This window comes from Bartonella sp. CB10SXKL, assembly GCF_042195515.1.
Lineage (GTDB): Bacteria > Pseudomonadota > Alphaproteobacteria > Rhizobiales > Rhizobiaceae > Bartonella.
This window is the reverse complement of record NZ_JBHION010000002.1, coordinates 223,369-237,458: the sequence shown is the minus strand read 5'-3', so window position 1 is coordinate 237,458 and position 14,090 is coordinate 223,369. Positions and strand designations below refer to the sequence as shown.

Annotated in this window: 12 protein-coding genes; 3 read left to right on the top strand and 9 right to left on the bottom strand. The window is 35.0% G+C overall.

Annotation, left to right across the window (positions count from 1 at the left end):
* Window positions 1–725: 725 nt before the first annotated feature.
* From ACFIK3_RS02200 to tatA, 8 genes are all read right to left on the bottom strand, one after another.
* The gene (locus ACFIK3_RS02200) at window positions 726–1,112 is read right to left on the bottom strand and encodes an Mth938-like domain-containing protein (RefSeq protein ID WP_375643084.1); all 387 of its coding nucleotides are present in this window, start codon (window positions 1,110–1,112) and stop codon (window positions 726–728) included.
* A gap of 462 nt (window positions 1,113–1,574) precedes the next feature.
* Entirely contained in the window at window positions 1,575–2,027 is a 453-nt protein-coding gene (yajC, locus tag ACFIK3_RS02195) for a preprotein translocase subunit YajC (RefSeq protein ID WP_375676187.1), read from the bottom strand.
* A 684-nt stretch (window positions 2,028–2,711) separates the two neighbouring features.
* Window positions 2,712–3,893, bottom strand: coding sequence for a peptidoglycan DD-metalloendopeptidase family protein (locus ACFIK3_RS02190; protein WP_375676186.1), 1,182 nt, complete (start codon window positions 3,891–3,893; stop codon window positions 2,712–2,714).
* Window positions 3,894–4,048: 155 nt separating this feature from the next.
* On the bottom strand, window positions 4,049–4,708 hold the full coding sequence (locus ACFIK3_RS02185) for a protein-L-isoaspartate(D-aspartate) O-methyltransferase (RefSeq protein WP_273791164.1): 660 nt from the start codon (window positions 4,706–4,708) through the stop codon (window positions 4,049–4,051).
* Window positions 4,709–4,841: 133 nt separating this feature from the next.
* A complete protein-coding gene (gene serS, locus ACFIK3_RS02180) occupies window positions 4,842–6,119 on the bottom strand; it encodes a serine--tRNA ligase (protein ID WP_375631757.1) in 1,278 nt (425 codons plus the stop codon).
* A gap of 61 nt (window positions 6,120–6,180) precedes the next feature.
* On the bottom strand, window positions 6,181–6,963 hold the full coding sequence (tatC, locus tag ACFIK3_RS02175; RefSeq protein ID WP_273791131.1) for a twin-arginine translocase subunit TatC: 783 nt from the start codon (window positions 6,961–6,963) through the stop codon (window positions 6,181–6,183).
* Window positions 6,960–7,364 (bottom strand): twin-arginine translocase subunit TatB, encoded by a 405-nt coding sequence (locus ACFIK3_RS02170; RefSeq protein WP_375659946.1) that lies wholly within the window; start codon window positions 7,362–7,364, stop codon window positions 6,960–6,962. The genes tatC and ACFIK3_RS02170 overlap by 4 nt, the downstream gene beginning before the upstream one ends.
* A 55-nt stretch (window positions 7,365–7,419) precedes the next feature.
* Window positions 7,420–7,722 carry a twin-arginine translocase TatA/TatE family subunit gene (gene tatA, locus ACFIK3_RS02165; protein WP_375637381.1) on the bottom strand — a complete coding sequence of 101 codons (303 nt, stop codon included), beginning with the start codon at window positions 7,720–7,722 and terminating at the stop codon, window positions 7,420–7,422.
* A gap of 1,643 nt (window positions 7,723–9,365) precedes the next feature.
* Here tatA and ACFIK3_RS02160 point away from each other — a divergent pair.
* The 3 genes from ACFIK3_RS02160 to pgsA all read left to right on the top strand — a co-directional run bounded on the left by ACFIK3_RS02160 (window position 9,366) and on the right by pgsA (window position 13,260).
* Window positions 9,366–10,229, top strand: a complete 864-nt coding sequence (locus ACFIK3_RS02160) for a 23S rRNA (adenine(2030)-N(6))-methyltransferase RlmJ (protein WP_273791128.1) — start codon at window positions 9,366–9,368, stop codon at window positions 10,227–10,229.
* Window positions 10,230–10,626: 397 nt separating this feature from the next.
* Entirely contained in the window at window positions 10,627–12,606 is a 1,980-nt protein-coding gene (gene uvrC, locus ACFIK3_RS02155; RefSeq protein WP_273791127.1) for an excinuclease ABC subunit UvrC, read from the top strand.
* A 72-nt stretch (window positions 12,607–12,678) separates the two neighbouring features.
* A complete protein-coding gene (gene pgsA, locus ACFIK3_RS02150; protein ID WP_273723320.1) occupies window positions 12,679–13,260 on the top strand; it encodes a CDP-diacylglycerol--glycerol-3-phosphate 3-phosphatidyltransferase in 582 nt (193 codons plus the stop codon).
* 330 nt (window positions 13,261–13,590) lie between these two features.
* Here pgsA and ndk read toward each other — a convergent pair whose 3' ends face one another.
* A complete protein-coding gene (ndk, locus tag ACFIK3_RS02145; protein ID WP_375631370.1) occupies window positions 13,591–14,013 on the bottom strand; it encodes a nucleoside-diphosphate kinase in 423 nt (140 codons plus the stop codon).
* Between the last annotated feature and the right edge of the window lie 77 nt (window positions 14,014–14,090).

The window sequence follows — 14,090 nt, the reverse complement described above, 5'->3', positions numbered from 1 at the left end:
AAAAAAATTAAATAAATAATTTTTCTGATAAAACTTATCTTATAGGACTTCAAGTTTTCATTTGCAGTAAAAAAGCTAAAAAACAATCGTAACATGCATAGTAAAACTTGAACAACAAACAACGAAAAACACTTTTTCAGTGGATAGATGACAATGTTATTTTATAAAAAATACACTGATCACAAAAACTTCATCAACTCATTGACCTCCTCCCCATCCTAAAAGACAAAGGTTCTTACCAATACCAATTTGTAAAAAGTCCAATTGCTCTCGGTGAGTTTCTGTTACTATCAATACATTTATTTATAATCATAATTTGTTGTTTTGTATGTTAAATTAGAATCCCAAATATCGTAGATATGCTTTCATTTCAAACCAATTCCAGGTTAAATTAATAAAAACCATTCCCTTGCACGTCCCAAGCGTAACTGGCTTGTAGGTAACAACTGTATAAGAAAGAATTAAAAATGCCTCTTATGAACTGTCTCAAGTGCCAAGAGTTGATCACTCATGTGATTCATTAGGAACGACGAGCAAGCTTTGTCCTAAATACTTGCCGCTGTATTTAAAAACACTTTTGTATTTAAAAACACTTTAATATGTTAAGTTATGTATATTCTATACCCTTATATCACCGCCTTAAACGACGGTACTTTACGGCGCAGAAAAATAATCGCACAAGTCTTTCATACTAGACGAGAGCATTTGTTTTATTAAACAATACTCTATTCTACCGCAAATAATAACGCCGCAACAGCGCGATCTTCAGCCAATAAAACATTAAATGTACGCACCGCCGCTCCCGTACTCATTGTATCTGATGAAATACGTTTTTCCCCTAAAAGCACCCGTAACTCTTCAGGTAATCGTAATAATTCAATTCCAGTACCTATTAATAAAACTTCGATTTCAGAAGCTTCTTCTAAAATACGAGATATATCCCCTTGAGTGGGAATAGGCCCTGCCATGTCAATGCCATAAATACCTGATGGTACACAAATAATAGAACCTCTATGAGACATATCAGCAAAACGAAACCCACCATTTCCATAAGCATCAATAGGTGCGCGACTTGGAAAATGTGCTTCACGAATTTGAATTGCATCGAACATGAATAAGCACCTTTTATTTTTGAATAATCCAATTGTCTTTGCTACTTCTCACCATAAAAATTAAAGTAAGGCTGATATAAACATTGATATGTTAACCATAACCTAGTACTGAAGTGAAAATTTTTATATAATACCCTAATCTTCTCATACAACAAATATAGGAAAATTTGGTAATAAATCGCGATAAATTGCTATACCTGCTTCAATAAATCTATCTTTTAAAAAGTTTCCTCAGCTTATTTACTCACAAATTTCTTTTTATAAAAACAATGATCTTATTTAAAAAACAGAAAAAAATTGCGTAATATTCTATAAATAAAGCAACTATTTTAATAATCTAAAGAAAACAAAAACTCCATTTTCTGTAGCCACTATAAAAGCCCCTTTTCCAATGAAATTGTCTTGATCTTGCCAAGCTTTTTACAAAAATGCTTAAAAAATGTAATAAACTGCCATTACACCTTAAGATGCATTTTCCTTTGATATAGCTTTTTTCTCTTCAGAGATACTCATATCTTCTTTCGTTGTCGTTTTAGATTTAGACTTTTGTGGTGTTTTTGCTTTAGCATTAAGTTTTGATTTTTTTTCTGCAATCGGCTCACCTTTAACGCGCACATCAGCTAATGTTGAGCGAATAACACGAATATTTATACTGTCACCAATTTCAACCTCTAACTCACCACTCTCGTCGTGAACCTTCGTAACCTTGCCGATAATACCACCACCCGTTATAACTGTATCACCACGACGTACTGCATTAAGCATTTCTTGGCGTTTTTTCATTTGGGCACGCTGTGGACGAATCATAAAAAAATACATAATTGCAAAAATTAAAATGAATGGGACAGCGTTAGCAAATGAAATTCCACCGGAAACATCGCCTGCAACTTGAGCATAAGCGTTCGTCATAAACATTTTTATCTCCTATAGTTAAACCTCAGGTATTTCCCACTCTATTAAAATGAAATTCCGATACAGAAAAAATTCCTAAAGAATTTATCATAAAAAGCAATAACTACATAATCTAATCACAGCTTTACAAAAATACAATAAATCCTTAAGAGGCAGAATACCAAAATACAATGAGAAAAATCTTAAAAAATAGATTCACTTTCCCCTATTGTATATCCTACAATATAAATCTTTTCACTAACTCAATAAATTATACAAGATAATTTTTCTAATGAACAAACTTTAATTTATATAGATAATTTATCGTTTTTGATATCGAACGACAGATCTAAATACAATAAAACGCTCTTATTTCAAACCTTCTGAATTAATCAAAACGATTTTCTTGCACGTCACACATATGAAATGAGCCTGTAGATAAAAACTTTTTAAGAAAGGCGTGAAATTTTTTTTCATGCTTCTCTCAAATGCAAGAGCAATTGGAACACTCAAAGCTGACAAATAGTATGATACTATTGTCTTACACTTTCATAAATACAAAGATGGTAATATCTAACGCCCCCCACGAACTACTCTCCTGAAACCAATGATTTTTTGCTGCAATGTTATTGATTTAAGAAAATCAATTGTTTTTCATGAATTTTCTATAAACTGTAAGACTATTCAAATGTAAAAGTCATCAATAAATTAGTTTTCTAAATATTTAAGGGGATCAACAGGTAATGAATTCTTACGCATCTCAAAATAGACACGTGGCGTTTTAACATTTCCTGAAACACCAGATTTAGCAATCTCATCACCGCGCCTTATCCTTTGTCCTTTGTTAACAACAAGCTTACTATTACATCCATAAATAGTGATAATATCATTTTCATGTCGAATCATCACAACATTACCAAGCTCTTTTAATCCATCTCCCGCGTAAATAACCACACCATTTTCTGCCGCCTTTACCGAAGACCCTTCAGGCACTGCAATATCTATTCCTCGATTCATTACTGTTCCCTTTTTTTGACCGAACTGGCTTAATAAACGCCCTCGTACTGGCCAACGCATCTTAGAAATTCCTGTGGCTTGCGGAGTCGTCATATTATCTGTATTCGTAACAGTACTTGACAAACCAGTCTCATGTTTCAATTGCGTCATCTGTTTAGAAAAATTTTTCTCAGAACTTGATTTGTTCATCTTTGCAGAGGGTGGCGTTGTTACAGGAGCTTTATATATAGGAGAGGACTTCTTGTTTTTTATAGAGGACATCACTTGAGATTGGGATGTAGATTCTGTAGTTGACACTGCCCAATCGTTATTATTGTGTGCATTTGAAGACGCTAATGTACGCCTGCTTGGAACAACCAGTACCTGACCGATATAAATGGAATTGCTGTTTATACCATTTGCTAATTTTAATGCCTCAACACTAACCCCTACTTGTCGTGCAATACTGAGCAGTGTATCTCCACTCTGGACAATATAAGAATTCCGCCGAAAAATAGGAGATTTATCCATTTGTGAACGAGAAAGTGTTCCAAGATTACGTGGAGGGGAGCCCATAACGCGACCATCAGAAGAAGTTATCCTATCTTGATGTGGAAAATTATAGGGAGAATTGTCATCTCCCCACGAATCATCACCTGATTCCACAGGTGGCAATTCAGTGCTTTGTATCATACCACTACCGTATGATAGAATTCGCGGGTCTGTATACATAGTGCTTGATATATTTGATTGAGATGATACCGTACGATGAGAGAACGTATTGGAAAAACGCTGTGTACCAGAACTACAACCAGCAACAATAGTTACCACCGCTAAAAAAGTTATTCTCTGAAAATTATGCTGGAAAATATTATCCAAAGCTTTTAGATACATCGTTTTGCTCACTCATCAATAATCAACTTACTCCATTAAAGCTTTTTTAAATTACCGAAGAGTTAAAATGAGATGTTTTATTCATAAATATCTTTATATAAGATCAAAATGAATTTAACGTAGACAATTTGCAGAAACTTCTTAGCTTTTAAAAATTAAAGTATCTCCGCAATGCCTTTAATAAAAGGTTGATAACGCACTTGGAACAGTTCTAAACACTCAAATCGACTACCAATTTTTGTATAGCGCGTCACCGTTTGTACCCCTTCGTCAGGTCCTATCGCCTGAATGAGAATTCCATTTTCAGCTAAAAGTTCTAAAAATTCCTTTGGTTCATCAAAACGTGATGGCCAAATAAGAATGCGATCAAATGATCCTAAGCCTGTCACACTATGACTTCCATCAATCTGCCTTATAACAATATTTTCAATTCCTAAAGTTTGAAATTTTTGGCGTGCTAAATCAACAAGCGTTTTATAACGATCAATCGTTGTCACGCGGTCACTCAGACATGCCATAAGAGCAGTACAAAAACCAGATCCTGTACCAATTTCTAAGACACGATGCCTTTTTTTCAACGATAATGCCGAAAGAATTAAGAGTTGTTCTTCCAAACGTTCCATATATTCACCACACTCAAGGGGAATAACTTTATTATCATAAGCACTATTGAACCAAGGAGCAGCAACAAACTGTTGACGCGGAATTTTCTCTAATGCCGAAAAAAATCGCACGTCATCAATGCCTTTGCTACGCATTTTCAGTACAAGAGCGGCTAACTCCTCACGAAATTGTAAAATACCCTTTTGCCCCATAGTATCATTCAATCTCCAATGGAGGTACACTTTTATCATACTGACAAACTGCTTCTTTTAAAATGGCAAAAACTTGCGTCTGTGTATCATCACCTCTTGGCAATAAACGCATATTGTCTCTCCTTTCGTAAAATTAAGCAGTAATACAGCGCATGCCTCCCATATAAGGTTGTAAAACATCTGGAATAATAATTGATCCATCAGCCTGTTGATAATTTTCAAGTACGGCAATAAGACAACGTCCAACAGCCGTACCAGAACCATTAAGGCTATGAACAAAATGCAATTTTTTATCGCCTTCTTTACGATAGCGCGCATTCATACGACGACCTTGAAAATCTCCACAAACTGAACAGCTAGAAATTTCACGATAACATTCTTGACCAGGAAGCCAAACCTCGATGTCATAGGTTTTACGCGCTGCAAACCCCATATCACCCGTAGAAAGAACCACTGTGCGAAAAGGCAAACCAAGCCGCTTTAATATATCTTCTGCACATTCCGTCATACGTTCTAATTCAATTAAAGACTGCTCTTCACTGGTAATCGAGACCATTTCAACTTTCCAAAATTGATGCTGACGCAACATACCGCGCGTATCACGACCGGCTGCTCCCGCCTCTGAACGAAAACAGGGAGATAAAGAAGAAAATCGCAGTGGTAAATCTGATATTTCAAGAATTTCATCGTTGACCAAATTGGTTAATGGCACTTCTGCTGTGGAAATAAGCCATCGACCATCTGTTGTACGAAAAAGGTCTTCAGCAAATTTCGGTAATTGTGCTGCTCCGTAAACAATTTCATCACGAACAAGAAGAGGTATTGAGACTTCTGTGTAACCATTCTCATTGACATGCACATCGAGCATAAACTGGCCTAATGCTCGTTCTAGCCGTGCTAATGCCCCTGAAAGTACTGTAAAACGTGTTCCAGACAAACGACTAGCTCGTTCAAAATTCATCTGCTTGAGATCTTGACCAAGATCAAAATGTTCCTTTGGTGTAAAATTAAATGTTGGAGGTGTACCAAAATGTCGAATGACGACATTATCACTTTCATCTTTACCTTCTGGAACATCATCTAATGGAATATTTGGAAGTGCTGAAAGAATTTTCTCAAGACTCTCCGTCAGCTGTTTTTCTTCCACTGTTGCAGAGGAAAGAAAAGCTTTAATCTCTTCAACTTCAGCTCTAAGACGTTCAGCCATTTGCTGATCCGATACCGCTAAAGCCTGTCCTATTTCCTTTGAAACAGCATTGCGACGTTCCTGCGCCAATTGCACCTTAGCAATATGCGACCGACGTGCAAGATCAAGTTGTATTAACCTTTCAGCTTGTGGCTCAAGACCTCTACTTACGAGTGCTTTATCTAATTTCTCAGGATTGTCACGAATCCACTTAATATCAAGCATAAAAATTCCTCATTTATATTGTTTTTATTCATTCCTTATCGCATAAGATTATACACTTTTCTTAAGCGGATTTTCTTCTCTTTTCTATACTGTAAGCAATTAAAATTGAAATCTCGTAAAGTGCTATCGTTGGTAAAGCCACTGCAAACATCGTAAAAAAATCCGACGGCGTTATGATTGCCGCAATAATAAAAGAGAGCAAAATAGCCCATTTTCGTTTAGACGCCAAATCATAAGACGTTAAAAATCCAATTTTTGTTAAAAGACTGATGACAAGAGGTAATTGAAAAATCAAACCAAAAATTAGGATAAATGATGTCATAAAGCCCAAATAATCAGAAATACGCACTATAAACTCTATTTTTAAATGAACATCTGGAAGAAATTGCTGAGAAAGGCTAAACCATAGTATTATTGGCGCTAATAGACCATAAACAAACGCTCCCCCAATACAAAATAAAATAGGCCCCCCAATGAGAAATGGTAAAAAAGCCATCCGCTCATTTTTATAAAGCCCTGGTGCAATAAAACTATAAAACTGAAAAGCCGTATAGGGAAAAGATAAAATAATTCCCCCAAAAGCAGAAAGCTTCATCTTCGTTAAAAAAGTTTCCCATACTTGCGTTGATTGCAAACGAATACCCTCAGGATTACCCCCTGCTATTTTCATTGCCCACTGATATGGCCATAGTAAAAAATTTAAGATATAATCTTTAACAAGAAAACACATCATAAAAGCGATCATAAATGCAACCAAGGCAGCAATAATTCGCTGACGAAGTTCAATTAAATGTTCTAAAAGTGGTGCCATATGGGCATCAACTTCATCTTTCTTAACATTCATGACATATCTTCTTTATCTTTAGAAGCAATAGATACTGTCGTATCTTTATTGGTTACGTTTTGATCGCATTCCAAAATTTCTTTATCTTTTTTTGATTTATGGTGTGTTGCCTTAACATCCAAATTATCGTGGATATCTTCTAATGTATTTTGAATGGGATCAAAAGTCTCTGTCAACTTCTTACTTGAATCGCTAATATTCGAACATGTTTTTTGCAAAGCATCGAGCTCGATTTGTCTTATTGCATCATCAAACTGATGACGCAATTCATTTGCTGTTGAACACATACGAGCTCTTACCTTTGCTACTGTTTTAAATATTTTAGGTAAATCTTTCGGTCCAACGACAATGATGAGAACAAGTAAGATTACGATAAACTCTGGTCCGTCAATCCCAAACATCTCTTAATTCGACTTTCTCATCAAAAAATAATGCACAATGATGATTGCGTTTTTGTTACTGTTTTTTAGCAACAGATGTTTTGCGTTTTTTAGAAGCAGAAGAAACCTTTCTGCGCGCTGTTGCATGTTTTACCGATAACGGCTGAGATTGTTGAGATTCTACATCAATTATTTGGGAAGTAGGAGCCATTTCAACTTTATCCTCAATGCTGTCATCTTCTTCCTTCATATTTTTTTTGAAGGCTTTAATTCCCTTAGCAACATCGCCCATTAATTCAGAAATTTTACCGCGACCGAAAAGCACAAAGATAATCAATAAAATTATAATTAAATGCGTTGGTGAAAAAATATTACCCATTACTCTCTCTAACTTATGCTTTTAAATTTGATTTCATTTATTCATGCTTCCTCTGAAGAATGTATCAAAATAATATCTTACTTGTATATTTTCTTCTTAACTTAAAAACAATTACACGCTTTTATTGCAAAAGAACTTTTTATCCTCTCATCCCTTTTTAGCGTACTATAACACAAACTATTCAATAATGATAAACCGCCTCATACAAAATTCAAAACACTTAAAAACTTTTCTAAAATAACTTCATCTGATCTCCTAGGTTACTCATCTTCCTGTAAATACTATAACTAATGTCTCTCCTTTTACACAATGTTTTACGTATCATTACAAACATTTCCGTCAAATTATCCTTTACTGATAAAGATCATAACATGTTGTAAAATACTTTACGTATTCAATTAAAAAATTCAGAAAGAAAAATCTCTAAAAAACTTTCTTAACACATCATCAGTCTCTTCAAAAACTATCATCTTACGCACAACATTTATTCTTTGCGTTGGGGTAGGAATTTTATCATTCATTATTCTATGTACAATACGAAATATGAGCCATTATCGCGTTCAGTTAAATATCTGGCGTGTAAATAAAAACTATTAGCGGAAAGAGTAAAAATGCACTTTATGAACTAACTCAAGTGCCAAGAGGTATGGCAATACTGCTAAAAAATAAAAAAGGTACCAGCTTGCGCCTTTATTCAGAAAATACCTCCATATAACCAGCTCTCTAAGCCACTGTATGCTCTAACTATTACACGTCTCCAGATTCTGGGCATGCGTTCTCATAATATCATGTGTTTAACCTATCTCAGTATTGAAAACAGAATGGGCAGGAATAGAAAATTACATTCAATCAAAGGCATGGTATCGAAGCATAATCCATATAAAAAGAATTTTTTATCCTAGCCTTTTTTATAAGATTACCTCATAAAGCCGCTCGATAATACAGTGTTAGAGATAGATAAACCTATTTACTTTAGTTTAAAATTCCTCATTTTGATTGAGATAGCTTGCAGAGCACATATCAATTTTTAAAAGTTTTATTTTAGCATCATACACAATAACCTAGCTATTTAGCGTGTATAATGTAAAGCTTTGGCTCTGCTTAAAGCAATGAGATTCATTCACACTTTTACAAAAATCTATCACTATAACACCAGCACTTTATTGCTCTATCCATAATTTTACGCTCGCTAAAAAAACTTATAAATGTAACAATGTTTTTATCAAGCATTTGAAATTCTTTAATCTTTAAACAAGAAAATTTATGAATGAATTTGAAAGATACCCTTCAATTTTTCAAAAAACTTCACTAATATTCTCGTTAATTGAGTGTTTTTTATAGTCTTCCTGGAAGAGTCCGCGATCATAAAGAAAAATCTCTTACAACATAAATATCTCTATTGAAATGTTTGATCTCTTCTTGTCTATCTTTCATATAAAAAATTTAAAATTTTAACGATTAATCTCATAATATAAAAATAGCCTTGTGAATAAATGCTCCGATGACATTAATATTTTTTCTGTAGTGTATAATGTGGGAGTGAGGGTATTGTTTGATTTCTATAAGAATATTTTTATGGATATCAATTCTATTATTCTATGCTAATAATCCGGTACAGTTATACATATGATAGAGTTTACTCCATGAATTATCGGCATATTTATCATGCTGGCAATTTTGCTGATGTTTTTAAACACATTATTGTCACTCGCATTGTAGAATATCTCAAACGCAAAGAAAAAGCTTTTCGCGTTATAGATACGCATGCTGGAATCGGTATTTATGACCTTTCTTCTTTAGAAGCATATAAAACAGGAGAGTGGCGCGAAGGTGTCCAACGACTTTTTTCAACTCCTATCCCAGAAGATTTAAGAACACTCCTTTGTCCATGGTGTGATATCATTGATGCCCTCAATAAAGGGGAAAAAGAAATTGTATTTTATCCTGGATCTCCTGTTCTTATTCGTCAATTATTACGGAAACAAGATCGCCTCACTGCAATAGAATTGCACAATGAAGATTATCATATTTTAGCAAAAAACTTTGCAGGAGATTATCAGACAAAAGTTCTGCATTTAGATGGTTGGCTTTCCTTAAATGCTCATGTACCACCAAAAGAAAAACGTGGGTTTATCCTTGTTGACCCTCCCTTTGAAAAAACTGGAGAGTTTTCCCGCCTTATTGATGGATTAACGAAAGCCTATCGTCGCTTTTCTGGAGGAATCTACGCTTTATGGTATCCTGTTAAATATGACAAAGAAATTGAAAGTTTTCTTCACGCGCTTTATCAAACCGGAATTCCTAAGATTCTACAGCTTGAAATGCGTATCCGAAAAAGTTCAAGTCCACCGACAATGAATGGAAGTGGTATGATTATTATTAACCCTCCCTACCTTTTGGAAGAAGAAATGAAAAAACTCAGCCCCTTTCTTATCAACCGTCTGGGACAAGATGAAAATGCCCAAATAACGCATAAGTGGCTTCAAAAAGAACATCTATTATGTTAGACTTTTCTCTATATTTTTTCTAAATCAAATATCATGTTGTAAAATACAAAGGCATTAAATGATAAAGTTCTTTGATTCTTTGGATAATACCAACATATTATAATGGTAAGCTAATAACGATCAGCGTGAATTAATTTTTTTCCTTTTAGAAAGTCTATCCTCTTAATCATCATGAATTTCCTATTCAATCATTTTAATGGATAAATTAGGCAAATTCATAAAGCTGTCTTAGAATAACAACTCTCATGTTTTTTATGAAAGATCGGCTCTCTAAAATCATACTCTTATGCTATAAGATATTATTTATAGAAAAAAATTATAAAGACATAAATAATCATTATTTAATAAAAAAGAATATTTCATACATTAAACGAACAACATATTTGTAATAAACGGAATGGTCCTGAAAAGTAATACAAATTGTCCGCAAAATGAACGGGAAAAACTTTCTTTTCTCTCTAATATTACATGGCATAATGCTAATCAAAGCAATGAGAAAAATCAATTCCAAGGTATCAAGTTCATACAAGAGTTTGTTAGACACCTTCCGCATAAGCCAGGGGTTTACCGGATGATTGGTGAAAATGGTGATATTCTCTATGTTGGCAAAGCCCGTAATCTCAAAAAACGTGTTTCAAACTATACACGTGAACAAGGACACAATAATCGTATTACCCGCATGATTCGTGCAACATATCATATGGAATTTATCGTCACCCATACAGAAACAGAAGCACTCCTTTTAGAAGCCAATCTCATCAAAAGATTGCATCCACATTTTAATGTACTCCTACGTGATGATAAAAGTTTTCCTTATATTATGATTACAGATGATCATCGAGTGCCTGCACTTTACAAACATCGTGGTGCTCGAATACGAAAAGCTCACTATTTTGGTCCTTTTGCTTCTGCTGGTGCAGTGACACAAACAGTTCATGTTTTACAACGCGTCTTTTTATTACGAACCTGTACTGATTCAGTTTTTGAAAACCGTACACGCCCCTGCTTGCTTTATCAAATTAAGCGATGTTCTGCACCTTGTACTCATGAAATTAGTGACAGTGATTATAAAGAACTGGTGAAAGGAGCAAAAGCGTTCCTTTCGGGAAAAGATCAATCTATTAAAAGCGATATGGTTCAAGCTATGCATAAAGCCGCTGAAAATCTCGATTTTGAACAAGCAGCTTCCTATCGTGACCGCTTATCAGCCCTTTCTCACATACAAAGCCATCAAGGTATTAATCCTCAAACGATAAAAGAAGCGGATGTATTTGCAATTGCGCAAAAAGAAGGAATGACCTGTATTCAAGTGTTCTTTTTTCGCATGGGGCAAAATTGGGGAAACCGTGCCTATTTTCCTAAAGCAGATCCCTCTTTTTCCCGCACTGAAATTTTAGCGAGTTTTCTTGCCCAATTTTACGATGATAAACCACTTCCTAAAAGCATCCTTTTATCTGAAGAAATTGAAGAAAAGACACTTCTTACAGAGGCATTTAGTCTCAAAGCAAATCACAAAGTGTCCCTCTCTTTACCTAAACAAGGTGAACGAAAAACTCTTGTTAATCGTGCCTATCTCAATGCTCATGAAGCACTTGAACATAAGCTTTCTGAAACAGCCACCCATACAAAATTGCTTCAAGGTCTTGCTAAAACATTCCAACTACCTGTTCCTCCACGCCGGATAGAAGTCTATGACAATTCTCATATCATGGGAACAAATGCTGTAGGGGCTATGATTGTTGCTGGTCAAATGGGATTTATTAAAAATCAATATCGAAAATTCAACATTCGCTCAACAGATATCACGCCTGGCGATGATTTTGGCATGATGAAAGAAGTGATTAAACGAAGATTTTCACGCCTTATCAAAGAGTATGATCTGCCAAATAGAAGTCATGACATAAAAGATGATGATCTTTTTCCCATTTGGCCTGACCTTATCTTAATCGATGGTGGTGAAGGACAAATCAACAGCGTACATGCAATACTTGCTGAATTACAATTAAATGATCTCTTCACAGTTGTTGGAATCGCCAAAGGTGTTGACCGTCATGCGGGACGTGAACGATTTTTTATAAAAGGTATCCCCCCCTTTACACTTCCTCCACGTGATCCTATCCTCTATTTTTTGCAACGTCTGCGTGATGAAGCACACCGTTTTGCGATTGGAACTCATAGGATAAAACGAAAAAAAGCAACATTCAAAAACCCACTTGATGAAATCGAAAATATTGGTCCGACAAGAAAGCGTGCATTGCTTCATCATTTTGGAAGTGCCAAAGCTGTTGCTAGTGCCTCATTTGAAGATTTAAAAAAAGTTACGGGAATCTCTATGACAATTGCACAAAAAATTCATAACCATTTTCATGAAAAATAGGCTTGTTTCATAACCTTCGACTTGTTACGTTAAGGAAATATATTCTCTTTCACAAGAATTAAAAATGGCTCCATGAAAAATCATACTTTTTCTTTTCCAAATATTTTAACTTATGCACGAATTGTTGCAGTCCCAATGGTTGTTGCATGCTTTTTTTTAGAAGGGCGGCTACAATCAAGTGATATCACTCGCTGGATTGCTGTTTCCATTTTTATCGTTGCATCCATTACTGACTTTCTTGACGGTTACCTTGCTCGTATTTGGGAACAAACATCCAATATTGGTCGCATGTTAGATCCAATTGCCGATAAACTTCTCGTCTCTGCTTGTTTGCTCTTGCTTGCCGCAGACAGTACCATCGCTGGGTGGACACTATGGGCAGCTATTATCATTCTTTGCAGAGAAATTCTTGTATCAGGATTACGTGAATATTTGGCTGAGTTAAAAGTTAGTGTTCCTGTCTCTCGTCTTGCAAAATGGAAAACTTTTGTACAGATGATCGCTATTGTATTTCTTTTAGCTGGACCAGCCGGTAATAAAATTTTCCCTTACACAGTAGAGTTTGGCATTACTATGCTGTGGATTTCTGCCCTCCTTACATTGTGGACAGGGTGGGATTATTTTCGTGCAGGTTTAAAACACGTTATCCTATGAAGAGTATGGAGATTTATAATGGATAATTTATCTTTTTGTACTTAAATAAGAGATAAGAATAGCATAAGATTGATTTATTTTTATTAATGATAAATCAATCAAACACTTTTTTGCACATTACAAGTAAGGGTGGTATATAGATAAAAGCTCTTCAAAAAAGAGTAAATAGGCTTTATATTTTCGTAAAAGCAACTGTAATATTAAAAGCTAAAAAAACAATTAATGCTCCATATGCTTTCAAAAAAGTCTATAATCTTATAAGCAAAAAACCGAAATATAGTGTTTCGGATTTTTGCTTTTTATATACGCTTTATTATTATAAACGCTTTATTAACCAACAATTTCTATCTCAGAAAACCAAAAGGCGATTTCTGTTTTTGCCGTTTCAGCACTATCGGATCCATGGACAGAATTTTCGCCAATCGATAAAGCATGAACCTTACGAATTGTCCCTTCTTCTGCATCACTAGGATTCGTAGCCCCCATTACTTCACGGTTTTTAGCTATTGCATTTTCGCCTTCCAAAACTTGTACAACGGTTGGACCAGAAGACATGAATTCAACCAATTCACTAAAAAAAGGGCGTTCTTTATGAATAGCATAAAATTTTTCAGCCTCACGTTTGCTCATCCAAACACGTTTAGACGCAATAACACGTAGCTCCGCATCCTCAAGCATTTTAGTAATTGCGCCAGTCAAATTACGACGGGTTGCATCTGGTTTAATCATCGAAAAAGTACGCTCTAAAGCCATTTACTCACCTTTATTTCATTTATAACATTCTCTGACTGTTTCTATAGCGAGCAAGGAGCCCTTTGCCAAGTGACTCT

Bases quoted from the DNA above. Each gene is read 5' to 3' on its own strand.
- uvrC (WP_273791127.1), top strand. From the start codon at position 10,627: ATGGTCCTGAAAAGTAATACAAATTGTCCGCAAAATGAACGGGAAAAA.
- tatC (WP_273791131.1), bottom strand. From the start codon at position 6,963: ATGAATGTTAAGAAAGATGAAGTTGATGCCCATATGGCACCACTTTTA.
- ACFIK3_RS02170 (WP_375659946.1), bottom strand. From the start codon at position 7,364: ATGTTTGGGATTGACGGACCAGAGTTTATCGTAATCTTACTTGTTCTC.
- ACFIK3_RS02190 (WP_375676186.1), bottom strand. From the start codon at position 3,893: ATGTATCTAAAAGCTTTGGATAATATTTTCCAGCATAATTTTCAGAGA.
- tatA (WP_375637381.1), bottom strand. From the start codon at position 7,722: ATGGGTAATATTTTTTCACCAACGCATTTAATTATAATTTTATTGATT.
- yajC (WP_375676187.1), bottom strand. From the start codon at position 2,027: ATGTTTATGACGAACGCTTATGCTCAAGTTGCAGGCGATGTTTCCGGT.
- pgsA (WP_273723320.1), top strand. From the start codon at position 12,679: ATGAAAAATCATACTTTTTCTTTTCCAAATATTTTAACTTATGCACGA.
- ACFIK3_RS02200 (WP_375643084.1), bottom strand. From the start codon at position 1,112: ATGTTCGATGCAATTCAAATTCGTGAAGCACATTTTCCAAGTCGCGCA.
- ndk (WP_375631370.1), bottom strand. From the start codon at position 14,013: ATGGCTTTAGAGCGTACTTTTTCGATGATTAAACCAGATGCAACCCGT.
- serS (WP_375631757.1), bottom strand. From the start codon at position 6,119: ATGCTTGATATTAAGTGGATTCGTGACAATCCTGAGAAATTAGATAAA.
- ACFIK3_RS02160 (WP_273791128.1), top strand. From the start codon at position 9,366: ATGAATTATCGGCATATTTATCATGCTGGCAATTTTGCTGATGTTTTT.
- ACFIK3_RS02185 (WP_273791164.1), bottom strand. From the start codon at position 4,708: ATGGGGCAAAAGGGTATTTTACAATTTCGTGAGGAGTTAGCCGCTCTT.